This window comes from Protofrankia coriariae, assembly GCF_001017755.1.
Classification (GTDB): Bacteria; Actinomycetota; Actinomycetes; order Frankiales; family Frankiaceae; genus Protofrankia; species Protofrankia coriariae.
In genome coordinates, this window is the sequence record NZ_JWIO01000011.1 from 18,815 (window position 1) to 36,123 (window position 17,309).

Below are 17,309 nucleotides of genomic sequence, written 5' to 3' on the forward strand. Positions count from 1 at the left end.
GGCCAGCGGCGGAGCCGGCAGCCGAACCGACGAACGGCCCGGACGGAAGCGCGTAGCCGTCCGGGCCGTCGCTGTCGGGCTGCTCTGTCGGGCTGCTCTGTCGAGCCATCGCCGTCGAGCCATCGCCGTCGCCGGCCTGGTCAGGGCCGGTGTCGAATCATGATCGGCGCCAGGCCGGGGCTGGTGCCAGGCCGGCGTCGGTGTCGAACCGGGATCGAGGCCGAATGGGGTTACCCATGGGTAACCTTCTGCCGTAGGCTGACCGTGTCGGCGGTCACGCCGGCACCGGTACCGTCCTCCCGGTAGATCGCCGTCCGTCACATGCGCTCCGCGAACGTGACCGGACCGGTTTCGATAGCGACCTGCCGGGTCTCCCCGGTCAGGAGGCACAGTGTTCCAATCTGCCAGGGACTCCGTCCGCGACGTCGTGTTCGTCGACGGCGTCCGAACCCCCTTCGGCAAGGCCAAGGGGGTCTACTCCGAGACACGAGCGGACGACCTGATCGTCAAGGTCATCCGTGAGCTGCTGCGGCGCAACCCGGCTCTGCCGGCGGAACGGATCGACGACGTGGCGATCGCCGCGACCACCCAGACCGGCGACCAGGGCCTGACCATCGGCCGGGTGGCGGGCATCCTCGCCGGGCTGCCGCAGTCCGTGCCCGGCTACGCCATCGACCGGATGTGCGCCGGCGCGGTCACCGCCGTCACCACCACCGCGTCCGCGATCGCCGTCGGAGCCTACGACGTCGCGATCGCCGGCGGCGTGGAGCACATGGGCCGCCACCCCATGGGCGAGGGCGCCGACCCCAACCCGCGCTTCGTCTCCGAGAAGCTCATCGACACCTCCGCGCTGGTCATGGGCCAGACCGCGGAGAACGTGCACGACCGCTATCCGACGATCACCAAGGAGCGGGCGGACGCCTACGCGCTGGCTTCCCAGCGGAAGGTCGCCAAGGCGTACGCCGACGGGCTGATCCAGCCCGACCTCGCCCCGGTCGCCGCCCGCCACACCGAAAGCGGCTGGGAACTCGTCACCACCGACGAACCGCCCCGCCCCGACACCACCCTGGCAGGGCTGGCCGGCCTGAAGACGCCGTTCCGGCCGCACGGCCGGGTGACCGCGGGCAACGCCGCCGGCATCAACGACGGCGCCACCGGCTGCATCCTCGCCGCCGGGGATGTCGTCGAAGAACTCGGGCTCACCGCGAAGATGCGGCTGGCCGGGTTCGGTTTCGCCGGCGTCGAGCCGCACGTGATGGGCCTCGGCCCGATCCCCTCCACCGAGAAGGCGCTGGCCCGCACCGGCCTGTCCATCGACGACATCGGGCTGTTCGAGCTCAACGAGGCGTTCGCCGTCCAGGTGCTCGCCTTCCTCGACCACTTCGGGATCGCCGACGACGACCCGCGGGTGAACCCCTTCGGCGGGGCGATCGCGCTGGGGCACCCGCTGGCCTCCAGCGGCGTCCGGCTGATGACCCAGCTCGCGCGCCAGTTCGCCGACCGTCCCGACGTCCGCTACGGACTGACCGCCATGTGCGTGGGCTTCGGCATGGGCGCGACCACCATCTGGGAGAACCCGCACTTCACCGGTGACGCCGGCGCTACCAACGGCAGGAGCAGCGCCAACGCCGCCAGCGCTGCCGCCAACGCCGCCAGCACCGCCGCGCGGACGCCCGGACGGACAGGAGGAGCCCGATGAGCGGGACCCCGGCCACCGCCCTCGACTTCCCCGGCGAGGTGGTGACCCAGGCCCACGTCCGCTACGTGGCCCTGCCGGGCGTGGCCGGGCCGCTCGCGTTGGTCACCCTGGACAACGGCCTGGACCACACCCGCCCGTCGACCTTTGGGCCGGCCGGCCTGCGCAGCCTGCTCGCCGCCGCCGACGAGATCGAGGCGCACACCCCGGCCGTGTCGGCGATCGCCGTCACCGGCAAGCCGTTCATCTTCAGCGTCGGCGCCGACCTGGCCTTCCGGTCGTCGCTGCGCGACCCGGAGGCGGCCCGGGCCGGCATCCACGCGATCGGCGAACTCGGCCACGCGGCGTTGCGACGGATCGGTGAGGGACGCTTTGGCGGCCGCAAGGTCCCCACGTTCGCGCTGGTCAACGGCGCGGCCATGGGCGGCGGCCTGGAAGTGGCGCTGCACTGTGACTACCGTGCGTTGTCATCGGACGTCACAGCGCTGGCGCTGCCAGAGGTCTTCCTCGGCCTGGTGCCCGGCTGGGGCGGGACCCAGCTGCTGCCCAACCTCGTCGGTGCGGACCGCGCGGTCACCATCGCCATCGAGAACCCGCTGAACCAGAACAGGATGCTGCGCGCCGCGCAGGCGTTCGCCCTCGGCCTCGCGGACGTGCTGCTCGAGCCGGCGGACTTCCTCGAGGAGGCGCTGCGCTGGGCCGCCCGCGTCATCCGCGGCGAGATCGACCCGGCGGCGGCACGGGCGCCGGTGCGGCGCGGCCAGGTCTGGGCGGACGCGGTCGCCCGCGGCCGGGCGCTGGCCGACGCCAAGCTGCACGGCGCCGCCCCGGCCGCCTACCGGGCACTGGACCTGCTCGCGCTCGCCGAGACCGCCGACCGGGACACCGGCTACGCGGCCGAGACCGAGGCGCTGGCCGACCTCGCCGTCAGCGAGGAGCTGGCCGCCAGCCTCTACGCCTTCGACCTGGTGCAGAAGCGGGCGAAACGCCCGGCCGGCGGGCCGGACGCGTCCCTGGCCCGGCCGGTGACCAAGGTCGGCGTGGTCGGTGCCGGGCTGATGGCCAGCCAGCTCGCGCTGCTGTTCGCGCAGCGCCTGGAGGTGCCGGTGGTGCTGACCGACATCGACCAGGCCCGCCTCGACGCCGGCCTCGCCACCGTCCACCAGGAGATCGACAACCTGCTGACCAGGAAGCGGATCTCCCCGGACAAGGCGTCCCGGCTGCACGGCGCCGTGACCGGCTCGCTGACCAAGGACGTTTACGCCGACGCCGACCTGGTCATCGAGGCCGTCTTCGAGGATCTGGCGGTCAAACAGCGGGTGTTCACCGAACTGGAGGCGGTCGTCTCCCCCGACACCCTGCTGCTGACCAACACCTCGGCGCTGTCGGTCAGCGACATGGCGTCCGTGCTGAGGCATCCGCAGCGGGTCGCGGGGCTGCACTTCTTCAACCCGGTGGCGATCATGCCGCTGGTCGAGGCGGTGCGTGGCCGGCAGACCGACGACGCGGCGATCGCGACGACGCTCGCGGTCGCGAAGAAGCTGCGGAAGAACGCGGTGCTCACCGCGGACACGCCCGCGTTCGTCGTCAACCGCCTGCTCACCCGGTTCATGGGCGAGGTGCTGGCTGCCATCGACAACGGCACCCCGGTGGAGGATGCCGACCAGGCCCTCGAGCCGCTGGGCCTGCCCATGTCACCGCTGGTGCTGCTCGGGCTGGTCGGCCCCGCCGTCGCCCTGCACGTCGCCGAGATCCTGCACGCCGCCTACCCGGAGCGCTTCCCCGGCACCGAGGGCCTGGGCCGGCTGGTGGCCGCCGGCAAGACCAGCGTCTACACGTGGGGCCCCGACGGCCAGCAGGTCGACCCCGAGGCCGCCGAGCTCATCAGGTCCGCGGCCAGCGGTGACACCCCGGTGCTGACCGGCGAACAGGTGCGGGAGGCGTCTCTGGCCGCACTCGCCGAGGAGATCCGCGCCCTGCTCGACGAGGGCGTGGTCGCCGAGGCCGCCGATGTCGACCTGTGCCTGCTGCTCGGCGCGGGCTGGCCGTTCCACCTCGGCGGCATCACCCCCTACCTGGACCGCACCGGCATCAGCGAGAAGATCACCGGCCGCCGCTTCACCCCACCCGGCGTGGCCACCCTGTCCTGACCCCTTCGCCCCGGCCCTGACCCGCCCCGGCCTTCTGTCATCATGACAGCAAGCGCCTGATGCTATGATGCTTCAGTGCGGACGACGGTGACTCTCGACCCGGATGTGGCAGTAGCCCTTCAGAAAATCGTCCGTGAACGAGGGCTGTCGTTCAAAGAAGCGCTGAACACACTTGTACGCGCCGGCCTGGCAGCAGGCCGGCGCCAGGATGTGCCTCCTTACCGAGTACCCAGTCGATCGCTCGGGCTACGGCCCGACGTCGACCTCGACAAGGCCCTGCGACTCAGTTCCGAACTCGAGGACGCCGAGATCATCAGTAAGCTTGAACTACGCAAGTGAAGCTACCCGACGTCAACCTGCTGATATATGCGCTGGACGACACCTCACCGAGACACAAGCCGTCACAGGCCTGGCTTGAGGACATACTGTCCGGCACCGAGACCGTGGCGTTCGCCTGGCCGGTGCTTCTCGGGGTCATCCGGTTGACGACACGCGCCACGATCTTTCGTAATCCGTTCCGCCCGGAGGAGATTCTCGACATCGTCGACGGCTGGCTCAGCAGGCCGTGTGCCGTGGTGGTGCATCCCACCGAACGCCATGCGGCGGTACTCCGCCAGCTTCTCGAGCCGCTGGGAACAGCCGGGAACCTCACGTCTGACGCGCACCTCGCGGCCCTCGCCATCGAGCACGGTGCGCAACTGTGCTCCAGTGACGCCGACTTCGCCCGCTTCCCCGGCGTCCGATGGGTAGATCCGCTGAAGGCGTAACGCAATCGCGGGAACCGTAGGCCGGGTGGAACTGTCGGTGGTGGCTGGGAGCATGGCCGGCATGGCGAACTGGAGTGAGGTGGAGGCCGCGGCCCCGCGGCTGGCAGTGGCGGTCCGGGGGCGGTTCGAGGCGTACGGGCTGGCGATCCTCGCGACTCTCCGGCGCGACGGCTCGCCCCGGGTGAGCGGGATCGAACCGCTGTTCGCCCTCGGCGAGCTGTGGCTGGGCATGATGCCCGACTCACGCAAGGCGATCGACCTGTCGCGGGATCCGCGATGCGCCCTGCACAACGCGACAACGGACAAGAACGTCGCCGACGGCGACGCGAAAATCACCGGCCGGGCGCTGGCGGTGACCGATCAGGAAAGCCTCGACGCCTACCGGGCGGCCTGGGCCGCGTCCGCGGAGATCCCCGTACCGGAGCCGTTCGCCCTGTTCAGGGTCGACGTCACCGAACTCGCGACGATCGGCGTCGGCGACGAGGAGCTCGTCATCGACTTCTGGCGGGAGGGCGGCCCACCCACGCGGACGACCCGTAAGTAACGGTCTGGGAACTCGGGGCCGATCGGCCGGTTTTCGTCCATCATGGGCCGAGCCGGGCGTTCGGTAGCCGTCGGTGACCGGTGAACGTCGACGCTGCGGAGAGTCGTCGTCCGACTGTCGATCGCTGTTGCCGCCGTGCCCGGGCGTCCAGTACATGGAAACCATCCGTCCGTCGGACACGGAGAAGCCTGCGACCGGAGGTTGTGGAGGTGGCGCGCATGGCGGTACGCGAGATTGCGGCGACGAGGACGATCCCCGCCACCGCGGAGCAGATCTTCGGGCTTCTCGCCGACCCGGCCCAGCATCCCGTGATCGACGGCTCGGGAACGGTACGTGCGGTGCGTCCCGGAGGCGCGAGGCGGCTGACGCTCGGGTCGAAGTTCGGGATGGACATGAGAATGGGTGTGCCCTACCGGATCGAGAACACGGTGGTGGAGTTCGAGGAGAACCGCCTGATCACCTGGCGGCACTTCTTCGGGCACCGCTGGCGCTGGCTGCTGACGCCGCTGCCCGACGGGCGCACGGAGGTCACCGAAACCTTCGACTGGTCCACCGCGCGCATCCCGTGGCTCATCGATGTCAGCCCCTTCCTCCGGAAGAACAGGGCAGGTATCGAGAAGTCCCTCGAGCGGCTGGCCGGACTGTTCTCACAGTAGAACGCTCACAGTGAAACAAGATTCTCACAGTAAAACCGCGTCCGACGCCGTATGGACGATCCGGCCGTGGGGCGGGGAAAGCCGTGGGGGCGGGGAAACGTGCCCGCCCGTCGGAGCCCGGCGTGAAAAACACCGTCGGACGTTCTTCGGTCACCCCGGTCGCTGGCAGGGCTGGTAGGGCTGGTAGGGCTGGCGGAAACAGTGACGGAGACGGGTGCGGCAGATGCCGGTCGGCTTTTCGACGTCGACTACCTGACCGAGGATGTATGGCTCGGCGCGGGGGGTGAGAGTATCGCGTCCGCCTGTGCGGCCTGCGCGCTCCGCTCGGTGGGCGTGCCGGTGGGGGCGGGGCGCAGAGCCATGCCGACGCCCGCCCACACCAGGTCGGCCACGGTCGCGAACAGACGGATGATCAGCGCGAGGACGGTCGCCGGCCCGGCCGCGAGCGCCGGCGCCAGGGTGAGGACGAGCACCGCCTCGCGCACACCCGCACCGGCCGGCAGCACCAGCACGAGAAAACCGGCTGTCCAGGCGAAGGAATATCCGCCCACCGACAGCAGCAGCAGACGCACGCCGTGCACCGACGGCGTGAGGTCGCGGGCGAGCAACCAGGTCGCCACGCCGAAGAGCACGAAACCCGCCAGCAGCCAGCCTGCGGCGGCCAGCACATGGCGTCCGCTGGGCTGCTGTTCCAACGGTGGGCGGCGCAGCAGCCGGAACGCGAACGCCAGCAACGCGGAGAGCACCGGCGGATACAGCACAGCCGCGAACACCGGGACGGCCAGCAGCACCAGCCCATAGTGACGCAGCGCGCCCGCCGACACGAACGGCAGGGTCACCGCGGCGGCCACCCCGCCGCAGGGAACCGCCAGCGCCAGCACGATCAGACTGGCGGACGCGGCCTTCGGCCGGGGTACCCCGTGGTCCCGGGACAGCTCCATCTGGGCCAGCACCGGCCACACGCTGCCGGGGATGTACTTGCCGACCTGCCCGACGAAGAAGATCCGCAGTGCGGCCCGCAGCGGCAGCCCCACGCCGAGCGATGCCAGCAGCGCCCGCCACGACAACACGGTCGTCCCGACCGCCAACACCGTGGTGAGCCCCGAGGCGACCAGCCCGAACGCGGTCAGCTCCCCGAACGACGCGCGGACCTCGTTCCACTGGCTGACCAGAGCGACGACAAGCAACCCCGCCGCCACCAGCAGCGCCACCCGCACCAGCCGCCGCCGCACGTCCCGCCCCCGACCAGCATCCGAGGGCTGTCCCTCCCCAGCAAGACGGCCCGGCTCCGCGGGCAGCCCCGCCTCAGTGGGACATCCCAGCTCCGCGGGACGGCCCGGCTCCGGATGAGGGCCCGGCCTCGGCTGCTGGCCCGGCTCCGTGGGAAGGCGGCCCGCCGTCCCACGGCCGCGGACGTCGACAGGCCGCATCCACCGCATCACCCCAGCCTAGAGCCCTGCCCCGCACGCCTCCCAACGGCACACAAGAACCATGATCACGCCACTTCCAGCCCACCGGAACATCAATCCAGTGTCATAGATCTGACCGAAAGCCCCTTGTTCTCCCTACGGAACCCCTCTGGAATATCCAGCGATCTTCATAGGTAATCCGCCGAAGACAGGCCGCGAGCTGCGCAATCGCCTGAACGCCCCTCCGTTACGCCACTTCCCAGGCGGGCAGCCCCAGCCTGATCGAATTGCCTGTTTGATGGCGCGCTGAGTGACAGTGGAATGCCGGGCCGGTGACCGGTGGGACTGGTGGCATGGCGGCCAGCTTGGATTTCTTCGTCTCGCACACTCAGGCGGACCTGGCGTGGGCGGCGTGGATCGCCTGGACGTTGGAAGAGGCGGACTATCAGGTGCTAGTCCAGGCGTGGGACTCCCCCCCGGGGTCGAACTGGGTCGCCGCGATGAACGACGGGGTGGCCCGGGCCAGACGGATGATCGTGGTGCTCTCCGCGGCGTACAGCCACTCGGCGCATGGGGCCGAATGGCTGTACGCGTGGAAAACGGATCCGGACGGGCAGCAGCGCCGACTGCTGCCCGTCCGGGTGGAGGACTGTGAGCGGCCGGGATTGTTGGACACGGTGACCGGGGTCGACCTGTTCGCCCTAGACGAGCCGGCAGCGCAGACCGTCCTGTTGAAGGCGGCCCAGCATGCCGTGTGTGGAGGCCGGGCGAAACCAGAAGACAAGCCGATTTTCCCCCCGAACGGGCGGGCGCTACGCCAGCCGGTGAGTTTCCCCGGCGAGAAGACCGACGAAGAACAGCCACCCAAGCCGCCGGAGCCGACACCACCGCCTGACAGAGGGATCCAGAAATATTCCACCAATAACACCAATTCGACTATCACAAAAAGCCCGGCAAGAATCCAAGGTTCCGCAATAAATGGATTCCTAGAGGCGCGAGAAGGTCGCTTTTTTCATCTTTTCAATCGCGATATTGATCAGCTTGATTTTTTTGACGGTTATACTGTGGAAGTATTTTCGCGGGAGGGATGCCGTCCCCCCGACGCCAGTTCCCATGCCAGCACCTGCTCCTATACCAACACCGACCCCCTCGCCACAATCCACCCCCACGTCAACACCGCCTTCTCCACCCACGACCGCAACCGCGAAACCGGGACAAAAGAACACCGTTCCCGCTGCCGCCGCAACCACCAGCGGCCAAACACCCACCGATGCTCCAGCGCCCGAGACCTCCAGCATGCCACCGTCGCCAACAATCGTGATCAGCAGGGGCTCGGACACCAGCAGTTCAAAATGTGAAAAACCGAACTGCTCCTGGATCAACGCGACGATGACCGGTTTTCAGCCGAACACCACCTACGAGGTCTACCCCTTCGCCAACGGACACGTCTTCAGCGAGCCCTGTACAGCTCGAACGGACGCGAACGGCTCCGCCACGTGCAACGACGTCCGCTACGACGTCCCGGACACCACCGTCTACGAATACGTAGACACATCGGCGGGGAAGGTCCCGTCAAACACCATCTACTGGGAGCCCAGGTGAGCCGGGTGACTATGGGTGCGTTCCACGAGCAGGCCGCGCCTCTGCCTTCTCGGTCGCGCGTCTGCCTTCTCGTTAGTCGAATGCGACATGTCCTCCACTACTGGGAGGCTGGACAGCGCACCGCATCCGCGAGAAGGCAGGAAACGACTACCATTTTTTGATGCTGATCATTCAGCTTACAGCGCCTTGTTCACAACATCGCCATCCCGGCCAGCGGAACTCAGGCCGGTTACCTCGGGCTGTGCTGTTGTCGCCCCAAAACCAGAACCTGTGAACAAGGCTCTTCGGGTGCAACGACGGTTACCGGCAGCCGAAATCTCCTGGGACGCATCAGGCGTCGACACGACAAGGGTGACCTGCCGGTAAGAGCCGCGACCCGCCACCGACGGGCACGCCGACCGGCGGGTGCCAGCGGGAGGGTGGTGGCTGGTTGTGGTGGTCGGCCCCGCCAGCCACCATCGGGGCTCCGACCCGCCGGATTCAGCCGAGGCTGTAGGTGAAAACCGTCCTTACAACAGCACTTTTCACCTACAGCTTCCGCTGTTGTAGGTGGAAACCGTTGTCACGACAGCGGTTTCCACCTACGGCTTCCGTTGACCGGGGTCAGCGCTGGCCGGCGGGGGTTTCCTCTTCGGCCTCGCCGGTGGTGAGGGCCGGTGCGCGGCTGGCGGCCAGCTCGACGATCCGACGGGCGAGCTCCTGGGCGGACAGGCCGATGTCGGCCATGACCTGGTCACGCTTGCCCTGGTCGAGGAAGGTCTGTGGGATACCGAAGTCCCGCAGCGGAACGTCCACGTCGGCGTCGCGCAGCAGCTGCGCGAGCGTCGAGCCGACCCCGCCGACCCGGCCGTTGTCCTCGACCGTGACCACCAGCGAGTGCGCCCGGGCCAGGTCGACGAGCACCGGGTCGAGCGGCTTGACCCACCGCGGGTCGACGACGGTGATCCCGATGCCGTGGCTGGCGACCCGTTCGGCGACCTGCAGGCAGGTCGCCGCCATCGCGCCGACGGCCACCAGCAGCACCTCCCGGGTCGGTGTGACCTCCGGCGAGCGGTAGAGGACGTCGACCGTCCCGACCCGGTCGATCGCGGGGATGTCCGCGTTGATCTTGCCCTTGGAGAACCGCACCACCGACGGCCCGTCGGTGATCGCCACCGCCTCCCGCAGATGGGCGCGCAGCGTGGCGGCGTCCCGTGGCGCGGCCAGCGACAGCCCGGGCACGAGCTGGAGGAAGGACATGTCCCACATGCCGTTGTGGGACGGCCCGTCCTCGCCGGTGACACCGGCGCGGTCCAGGACGAAGGTCACCGGCAGCCGGTGCAGGGCGACGTCCATCAGCACCTGGTCGAACGCGCGGTTGAGGAACGTCGCGTAGACGCACACCACCGGCTTGATGCCGCCGAGGGCCAGGCCCGCGGCCGAGGTCACCGCGTGCTGCTCGGCGATGCCCACGTCGAACACCCGGTCCGGGAAGGTGGTGGCGAACTTCTTCAGGCCGACCGGCTGCAGCATGGCGGCGGTGAGCGTGACCACGTCCGGCCGCTCGTGGCCGATCTGGACGATCTCGTCGGCGAAGACGCTCGTCCAGCTGGTGCCACCGCCGGCCGCGGTGGGCTTGCCGGTACTCGGGTCGATCACTCCGACGGCGTGGAAGCAGTCGGCGTCGTCCTGTTCGGCGGCCGGGTAGCCGAAGCCCTTGCGGGTGACGCAGTGGACGATGACGGGCCCGCCGAAGTCGCGGGCGCGCCGCAGCGCGGTCTCCACCGCGTGGACGTCGTGCCCGTCCACCGGCCCGACGTACTTCAGGCCGAGGTCCTCGAACATGCCCTGCGGCTGGACGACGTCCTTGATGCCCCGCTTGATGCCGTGCAGGGCGTCGTACAGCGGCGGGCCGACCAGCGGGGTGCGGCCCAGGACCTGCTTGACGACGTCGAGGACCTGCTCGTACTCGGGGGCCAGCCGCAGCGAGGCCAGATGGTCGGCCAGCCCGCCGATCGTCGGGGCGTAGGAGCGCCCGTTGTCGTTGACAACAACGATCACCGGACGGTCTGCCGCGGCGATGTTGTTCAATGCCTCCCAGCACATGCCGCCGGTCAGCGCGCCGTCACCGACGACCGCCACGACCGAGCGGGACTCCCCGCGCAGCGCGTACGCCCGCGCCAGCCCGTCGGCATAGGACAGCGCCGTGGACGCGTGGGAGTTCTCGATGATGTCGTGCGGCGACTCCGCCTGGCTGGGGTACCCGGACAGGCCACCGCGCTGACGCAGGTTCACGAAGTCGTCCGCGCGGCCTGTGAGGATCTTGTGGACGTACGACTGGTGGCCGGTGTCCCACAGGATCCGGTCGTGCGGCGAGTCGAACACCCGGTGGATGGCCAGCGTCAGCTCGACGGCCCCGAGGTTGGGCCCGAGATGACCGCCGGTACGGGCCACCGCGTGGATGAGAAAGTCGCGGATCTCCGCCGCCAGAGCGGGAAGATCCTCGGCTGCAAGTTTTTTCAGATCGTGCGGATTGCGAACGGTCGACAGAAGCGACACTGGCACTTCCTCTCCGTGCACTCCCTCCCCCCTTTGTGAGGGGATCCGGCCCGGGACGCGCTCAGTCTACGCAGGTCAGGGGATCATTCACGGTCACGGAGCGGACATGTGAGCACGTTCCAAACGGGCCCCAACCAGGGCAGCGAGCGCTTACGATGCGTCGTTTACCCTGATCCGCGGCTACGCCGGAGCGTGCACGCCCTGTTTTTCCCCGGCGTGTCCCGGTGCTGACGGACCCGTTACCCGGGTGTCCGCTCGCCGTCATCCCGGGCGCGTCCGTCACCGGCTCCCGTGACCCGGGGCGACCATGATCGCCACACACTCCACGTGGGCGGTCATCGGGAAGAGATCAAAAGCCCGTAACGTGACGAGTGAATAGCCCTGTGCAACTGCCACCGCAAGGTCGCGCGCAAGGGACGCCGGATCACAGGACACGTACGCGACAGCCCGCGGGCGCAGGGCCAGCAGCGCCAGCATCACGGCCCGCCCGGCGCCCGCCCGGGGCGGGTCGAGGACCACGATGTCGGCGCCGGTGCCGGCCAGCCCGCGCAGGGAGCCCGGCGAGACCCGGACGCCGCGCAGCGACACCTGCGGCAGGTCGCCGAGGCTGCGCGCGGCCGACGCCACCGCCGCCGGATCCGACTCCATCGCCACGACCGTGCCGTCCGGGCCGACGGCTTCCGCGAGCGCGGCGGCGAACAGGCCCGCGCCGGCGTACAGGTCGAGCGCTCTCTCCCCGGCGCGAGGTGCCAGGCCGGTGAGCACCGCGTCCACCAGCGTCTCGGGCGCGCCGGGATGCACCTGCCAGAACACCCCCGGGCCAAGCCGGAACCGACGCTCACGCACCACCTCGACGATCTCGCTCTCGGCTTCGGAACCAGCTCCTGGACCGGACGGAACGCCAGCATCGAAGCCGGAAACACCAGCGGCGGAGCCGGAAACGGAGTCAGCGCCGACAGCGGCTGGGACACCAGCGGCGGACGGGATGCCGGCGGCGGACGGAACGCCGGAGGCGGGACCGGCTCCGGCACCGGCGGACGTGCCCGGAAGCCTGGTGATGACGACGGCGCCGCTCGACACACTCGCGGCGACCTCGATCTCACCCACGGAGATCTCACCCACGGACTCGGCCTGAACTTCGATACCGGTACGGGGTTCAACGCGGGGGTTGGCACGCGGATTGGCACGAGGGCCGGCTCTGCCGGCGGCCGTGTCTGAGTCACCGGCGTCACCGCCAGCGCTGGCGTCACCGGCGGCGCTGGCGGCGCGCGGCGGGAGGATTCGGCCGGCGACCGCCGCGCGCACCAGCGGGTGGGCGATCAGGCAGTCCGCGGCGGGAACGATCTCGTGCGAGCGGTGACCGCGCAGTCCGACCTCGCCCTGCCCGGTCAGCGCGTACCGCATCCTGGTCCGCCAGCCCAGGCCCTCGCCCTCACCCGGCGACCGCGTGTCCGGCGGCAGCGCGTCCAGTGGCAACGCGTCCGGCGGCAACGCGGATGGTGCTGGCGTGGACGGCGTTGGCGCGGATGGTGCGGGTGGTAAGGCGTTCACCGCCTCGACCTCGACGGGACGGTCCAGCCCGGCCAGCCGGCGCAGCTGCTCGCGGACCACCGCCGCCTTCAGCCGCCGCTGCGCGGCGAGGGAGGCGTGCTGCCAGTCGCATCCCCCGCACTTCCCGGCCCCGGCGTGCGGGCACGGTGGGACGACACGCTCCGGCGCGGCGCGCAGCACCTCGACGGCGTCCGCCCGCCAGTACCTGTCGTGTGAGGTGTCGGTCAGCCTGGCCCGTACCCGCTCGCCCGGCAGGGCATGGCGGACGAAGACCACCCGGCCGTTGTCACGGGCCACACAGCTCCCGCCGTGTGCCACCGGCCCGATCTCGAGCTCGATCACGTCCTCGGCCGCACCCCCGATTTCGATCATCTCCCGGGGCCGTCGAGGACCGTTCCCTCGACGACCGGCCCGTCGCCGGCCACGGGGTCGTCGTCCGCGGCGGGCTGGCGCGGCGCCAGCCGTCGCACGATGGCGAAGGTCGCGAGGATCGCCACGCCGAACAGGGGCAGGCCCAGAGCGATGTTGGCCGCGCCGAGCCAGCCGGACTCACCGGCGAGGTAGAGCAGACCCTGGACGGCGAAACGGACGGCGAAGACCGCGATCCAGACGCCCGTCGCCCATACCGCGGCGCGCCGGGTGTCGGCATGCCGGCGCCAGTTGGCGTAGCGGGGATCCAACGCCGCCATCACATAGCCGGCGAGCGGACGGCGTACCAGCAGCGACAGCAGGCCGACGGCCGCGAACACGGCGTTCTTGGCGATGCTGGGCAGGAAGAACCCTTCGGCGCTGTGCGTGCGGGACGCGACGAAAGCGGCCACACCGACCGCGAACAGACCGGAGAACGCCTGCTGGACCGGCTCCCGCCGGACCAGCCGCNCCGCCGGACCAGCCGCAGCACCACGAGGGCGAGAGCGACGGCGATCGCGACCACGATGCCCGCGGTCAGCCCCGCCTGGGAGTTGACAGCGACGAAGGCGGCGGTGGGAACGGCTCCGTCGACCACCCCCCGGACACCGCCCACAGCCTCGGCCAGCGACACCGGTGGCTGACGCGCCGACGGACGCCGGTCGCGACTGGGCGCGCTCACGCGGCGGTGGGCGGCCTGGGCGACAGCGCGTGTCGCGGGTCCGCGGTCGCGGGGCGACTGTCGGAACTCGTCATGGCAACCGCCTTCACTGATGTGTGTCATCCACTGGTATGCCATCCACTGGTACGTGTCATCTGGCGTGTCATCCGCTGATGTGCGTCATCCCCCGGCGTGTGCCGTCCGCAACCGGCGCAACATACGCCGGTGTGACATCCGGGAAACGAATCAGCCCGGCCCCGTGTGCCCGCGTCCCACTGGTAGCCCACCGGGAGCCAGTGGACCCGGGCCCGGGTCCACTCTGCGGTGTTCCCAGGAGCCGGGCGCGGGAAAATCGGGAAAACACGACCGCGCCACCATGGGCCCGTCCGCTCTCGCCCGTCCACGCTCCGGCGCCCTCGACCTGCCCGCGGGTGACCGCAACCGGCCTCGACAGACATCGGTGAACATCAGCGGATCCTCAACCGACTTCCGCGATCCGCACGCCCGGGGTCGGCATCCGGCCCGTCGTCGTCGCGACACCGCCGACGACCTCGCGCGGATCCGGACCCGGTTCGGACGGGCCGCTCTGGCCGTCCGAGCCGTGCGGGTCGGTGATCTCCCGGGGCAGTTTCAGCGGCAGCGGGTCACGCAGCGGCATCGCCTGGTCGCCACGTACCACCACCAGTCGGCGTAGCGCCTCGACCAGCGGCGGGGCGGCGGTCGGGTCGAGCGCGGCATAACCGGTGAACACGACCCGCAGGAACCAGCGCGGGCCGTCGATCCCCACCATGCGGCCGGGTACGAGCTCCCCCGGTGTGCCGGTCGGCAGTTGCAGGCGCAGCTCCCTGCCGTAGAACCCGTCGGTCTCCTCGGCCGTCCCCGCGGCGGCGCGAAGGGAGTCGACGATCTCGGCGCGCACCTCGTCCCACAGGCCGGCGCTCTTCGCCGCGGCGAACGCCGACAGTTCCATCCCGCTCTGCCCGTCCGTCAGCGTCACCGTGAGCAACTGCCCGGAGGCCTGGTCGACCTGGAACTGCACCTGGACCCCGTCGATCATCGGAATCCGCAGTGACCCCAGATCGAGCCGGCGGACGTGGTCGTCCGGGGCCTCGTCGGCGTCGTAGGGACCGTCATGATCGACCGCTACCGAGTCGTACCCGGTCTCGTCACGGTCGTCCCGATACTCCTGCGGATCCTGCCAGCCGCGACCGGCACGCCTACGACCTCGCCGGAACACCGCGGCCACTTCCTGTTCTCACGATCAGCTTTCCTGTCGTCACGATCGGCTCCTCACGCGTGTGATGGCCGGGTGTCCCCCGGCGGGATCGGGCGGCACCGACGGCGCCGTCCCAGGCCGGAGGGAGCCGGCTGCGGATCCGCGAGCGGATCCCGGGCCGGGGTCAGGGCCAGGGTCAGGCGAAACCGCCGGTCGACCCGAAGCCGCCCACGCCACGCACCGTCGACGGCAGCTCGGCGACCTCCTGGAACGCTGCCCGCTCCACCCGCTGGATGACGAGCTGGGCGATCCTGTCACCACGGCGCAGCACCACCGTCTCGCGCGGATCGGTGTTGACGAGCACGACTTTGATCTCACCACGGTAACCGGCGTCGACCGTACCCGGCGCGTTCACGATGGACACCCCGTGGCGTGCCGCCAGGCCGCTGCGCGGGTGCACGAACGCCGCGTACCCCTCGGGGAGGGCGATGGCGACCCCGGTCCCCACCAGGGCGCGCTCCCCTGGGGGGAGCGTGACGTCCCGCGTCGTGACAAGGTCCGCACCGGCGTCGCCGGCATGGGCGTAGGCCGGCAGCGGGAGATCCGGGTCGAGCCGGTGTACCAGCACCTCCAGCAGGCCGGCTCCGGCCTCGGTGCGGGACCCCGCGTGCGGCGCCCCGCTGCGGAGCCCTTCGGTGTGAGGCCCTTCGGGCTGAGATCCCCCAGTGTGAGGCCCCCCGGTGTGAGGTCCCCCGGTGTGAGGCGTGGTGAGGTTGTCCGTCGCGGTCATGAGCCCCTCGTGGTCTGGCGGATGCGGGCCGCCACCGGCGACGCGCCGGAGCGCGGCGGGACGCCGAAGTAACGACACATCGAAGACTAGCCGGCCGGAAAGCGCGCGATCATGACTGTCCGCGCGAGACCACGGCGGAGGCTGCCGCCGCGCCGCCCCGTCCGACCCCGTCCGGCACCACCCGGCAGCACTCGACACTGCCCGCAGCCCGAACGGCTCGCCGCGCGGCCACGGCGGAGCAGATACATCAGCGCACCGGTACGAGCACACATACCGCTACAGGCAGCGCGGTACGCCAGCGCGGCGGGAGAAGGCGGATCGGCGCGGGCGCGTCCGCGTGGCTGCGGACCGGCGAAGCTGGCGGCCCCGCGGGAAAGGCGGGCACCCGCGGGCGGGAAAAGACGGGTACCGACGGCCGACCGGTGACGGACGGGCGCGAGTGATGGCCGCCGCGGTGGATACTGACCGACATGCGCTACGAGGAACGGCTGGCCGTGCCCCGGCTGTGGCATGTCTGGGCCGCGCTCTGCGCCGGCGTCTTCGGAAGCTACTTCACCGTGTACACGGGCTCCGGGTGGATTCGGGCCGCCGTCTACGTCGGCATGTTCGTCGGGATGGAGGCCGGGCTGTGGGCTCTCGGTCGGGCGCGGCTGGCCGTGACCGACCAGACGGTGGCCGCGGCCGGCCGAGTGCTTCCCCGGGACGGTGTGCGCGATGTCGCGGCATGCTCCGACATCCGCACGGCGCTGGCGCCGGGAACGTATGCCGTGACCAGGCCGTGGATTCGCACCGGCGTGTGGATACGCACGGCCGGCGAGGTGTGGGTGCTCTCGTGCCGGCACCCTGACAGGTTCGTGGCGGCGACGGGTGTCCGCGGCCACCCGCTGACCGGCGCCGACAGCGGCCGGCCGGGGTAACTGGCAGCGGGGTGGCTGTCAGTAGTGAACGATCGCCAGTAACGGATGGCTGTCGGCAGCGGATGCCGTCGGCCGGACGGCCTCCAGCGGACCTTGGACCTCCGACGGAGGAACAACCATGATCCCCTCGGCGCAGGCCGCCGGGGCGTCTTCACGGACGGGGGTACGACAGTGTCTCAATCGGTAGCGAAGATCGGCTGGAAGATCGTCGGAGGTGTGGCGGGAGCGGTCGCCGGATCGGTGGCGAGCAAGGCCGTCACCCTGGCCTACAAAAAGATCCGCAAGTCGGACCCGCCACTCAGCCCGGTGCATCCCGACACGGCCTGGGTGGACGCGATCAGCTGGGCGGCGGCCTCCGGGGTGGCGGTCGGCATCGGCAAGCTCACCGCCGAGCGGCTGGCCGC

Annotated in this window: 15 protein-coding genes and 1 pseudogene; 10 read left to right on the forward strand and 6 right to left on the reverse strand. The window is 70.4% G+C overall.

All coding sequences use genetic code 11. The annotated features are described in order from the left end of the window. The first annotated feature begins 391 nt into the window (after positions 1–391). From FrCorBMG51_RS08845 to FrCorBMG51_RS08865, 6 genes are all read left to right on the forward strand, one after another. Positions 392–1,699: a thiolase family protein gene (locus tag FrCorBMG51_RS08845; RefSeq protein WP_047222614.1), complete on the forward strand. Its 1,308-nt coding sequence runs from the start codon at positions 392–394 to the stop codon at positions 1,697–1,699. Then, positions 1,696–3,846, forward strand: coding sequence for a 3-hydroxyacyl-CoA dehydrogenase NAD-binding domain-containing protein (locus FrCorBMG51_RS08850; protein WP_047222615.1), 2,151 nt, complete (start codon positions 1,696–1,698; stop codon positions 3,844–3,846). Before FrCorBMG51_RS08845 ends, FrCorBMG51_RS08850 begins: the two co-directional genes overlap by 4 nt. Positions 3,847–3,951: 105 nt before the next feature. Beyond that, a complete protein-coding gene (locus tag FrCorBMG51_RS28100; RefSeq protein ID WP_139342198.1) occupies positions 3,952–4,185 on the forward strand; it encodes a hypothetical protein in 234 nt (77 codons plus the stop codon). Continuing rightward, the gene (locus FrCorBMG51_RS08855; protein WP_047222616.1) at positions 4,182–4,613 is read left to right on the forward strand and encodes a type II toxin-antitoxin system VapC family toxin; all 432 of its coding nucleotides are present in this window, start codon (positions 4,182–4,184) and stop codon (positions 4,611–4,613) included. Before FrCorBMG51_RS28100 ends, FrCorBMG51_RS08855 begins: the two co-directional genes overlap by 4 nt. A 61-nt stretch (positions 4,614–4,674) precedes the next feature. After that, positions 4,675–5,157, forward strand: coding sequence for a pyridoxamine 5'-phosphate oxidase family protein (locus FrCorBMG51_RS08860; protein WP_086055343.1), 483 nt, complete (start codon positions 4,675–4,677; stop codon positions 5,155–5,157). Between the two features lie 218 nt (positions 5,158–5,375). After that, positions 5,376–5,813, forward strand: coding sequence for an SRPBCC family protein (locus FrCorBMG51_RS08865; protein WP_047222652.1), 438 nt, complete (start codon positions 5,376–5,378; stop codon positions 5,811–5,813). A gap of 248 nt (positions 5,814–6,061) precedes the next feature. Here FrCorBMG51_RS08865 and FrCorBMG51_RS08870 read toward each other — a convergent pair whose 3' ends face one another. Then, positions 6,062–7,024, reverse strand: coding sequence for a lysylphosphatidylglycerol synthase domain-containing protein (locus FrCorBMG51_RS08870; RefSeq protein WP_052914504.1), 963 nt, complete (start codon positions 7,022–7,024; stop codon positions 6,062–6,064). A gap of 551 nt (positions 7,025–7,575) precedes the next feature. On the opposite strand from FrCorBMG51_RS08870, the gene FrCorBMG51_RS29490 reads away from it, so the two are divergent. Beyond that, positions 7,576–8,580: a toll/interleukin-1 receptor domain-containing protein gene (locus tag FrCorBMG51_RS29490; protein WP_076842716.1), complete on the forward strand. Its 1,005-nt coding sequence runs from the start codon at positions 7,576–7,578 to the stop codon at positions 8,578–8,580. A 31-nt stretch (positions 8,581–8,611) separates the two neighbouring features. Then, positions 8,612–8,824: a hypothetical protein gene (locus FrCorBMG51_RS08880; RefSeq protein ID WP_047222618.1), complete on the forward strand. Its 213-nt coding sequence runs from the start codon at positions 8,612–8,614 to the stop codon at positions 8,822–8,824. 603 nt (positions 8,825–9,427) lie between these two features. Here the strand turns inward: FrCorBMG51_RS08880 and dxs are convergent. The 5 genes and pseudogenes from dxs to dut form a co-directional block, all read right to left on the reverse strand. Further along, positions 9,428–11,362 (reverse strand): 1-deoxy-D-xylulose-5-phosphate synthase, encoded by a 1,935-nt coding sequence (gene dxs, locus FrCorBMG51_RS08885; RefSeq protein ID WP_047222619.1) that lies wholly within the window; start codon positions 11,360–11,362, stop codon positions 9,428–9,430. Positions 11,363–11,641: 279 nt separating this feature from the next. Then, positions 11,642–13,285: a class I SAM-dependent RNA methyltransferase gene (locus tag FrCorBMG51_RS08890; RefSeq protein WP_047222620.1), complete on the reverse strand. Its 1,644-nt coding sequence runs from the start codon at positions 13,283–13,285 to the stop codon at positions 11,642–11,644. Beyond that, a pseudogene (locus FrCorBMG51_RS08895) lies at positions 13,282–14,120 on the reverse strand (DUF3159 domain-containing protein). Before FrCorBMG51_RS08895 ends, FrCorBMG51_RS08890 begins: the two are co-directional and overlap by 4 nt. A 340-nt stretch (positions 14,121–14,460) precedes the next feature. Further along, positions 14,461–15,219, reverse strand: a complete 759-nt coding sequence (locus tag FrCorBMG51_RS08900; RefSeq protein WP_047222654.1) for a DUF3710 domain-containing protein — start codon at positions 15,217–15,219, stop codon at positions 14,461–14,463. A gap of 175 nt (positions 15,220–15,394) precedes the next feature. Then, positions 15,395–15,826 (reverse strand): dUTP diphosphatase, encoded by a 432-nt coding sequence (gene dut, locus FrCorBMG51_RS08905; protein WP_476742135.1) that lies wholly within the window; start codon positions 15,824–15,826, stop codon positions 15,395–15,397. Between the two features lie 632 nt (positions 15,827–16,458). Here dut and FrCorBMG51_RS08910 point away from each other — a divergent pair. Together FrCorBMG51_RS08910 and FrCorBMG51_RS08915 are read left to right on the forward strand one after the other, a co-directional pair. Beyond that, positions 16,459–16,905 (forward strand): DUF3093 domain-containing protein, encoded by a 447-nt coding sequence (locus FrCorBMG51_RS08910; protein ID WP_047222621.1) that lies wholly within the window; start codon positions 16,459–16,461, stop codon positions 16,903–16,905. A 171-nt stretch (positions 16,906–17,076) separates the two neighbouring features. Beyond that, on the forward strand, positions 17,077–17,309 hold a 233-nt coding region (locus FrCorBMG51_RS08915; protein WP_235433438.1), incomplete at its 3' end, for a DUF4235 domain-containing protein.

Coding starts and splice junctions, on each gene's coding strand:
- FrCorBMG51_RS08850 (WP_047222615.1), top strand. CDS start 1,696: ATGAGCGGGACCCCGGCCACCGCCCTCGACTTCCCCGGCGAGGTGGTG.
- FrCorBMG51_RS08860 (WP_086055343.1), top strand. CDS start 4,675: ATGGCGAACTGGAGTGAGGTGGAGGCCGCGGCCCCGCGGCTGGCAGTG.
- FrCorBMG51_RS08865 (WP_047222652.1), top strand. CDS start 5,376: ATGGCGGTACGCGAGATTGCGGCGACGAGGACGATCCCCGCCACCGCG.
- FrCorBMG51_RS29490 (WP_076842716.1), top strand. CDS start 7,576: ATGGCGGCCAGCTTGGATTTCTTCGTCTCGCACACTCAGGCGGACCTG.
- FrCorBMG51_RS08880 (WP_047222618.1), top strand. CDS start 8,612: ATGACCGGTTTTCAGCCGAACACCACCTACGAGGTCTACCCCTTCGCC.
- FrCorBMG51_RS08890 (WP_047222620.1), bottom strand. CDS start 13,285: ATGATCGAAATCGGGGGTGCGGCCGAGGACGTGATCGAGCTCGAGATC.
- FrCorBMG51_RS08910 (WP_047222621.1), top strand. CDS start 16,459: ATGCGCTACGAGGAACGGCTGGCCGTGCCCCGGCTGTGGCATGTCTGG.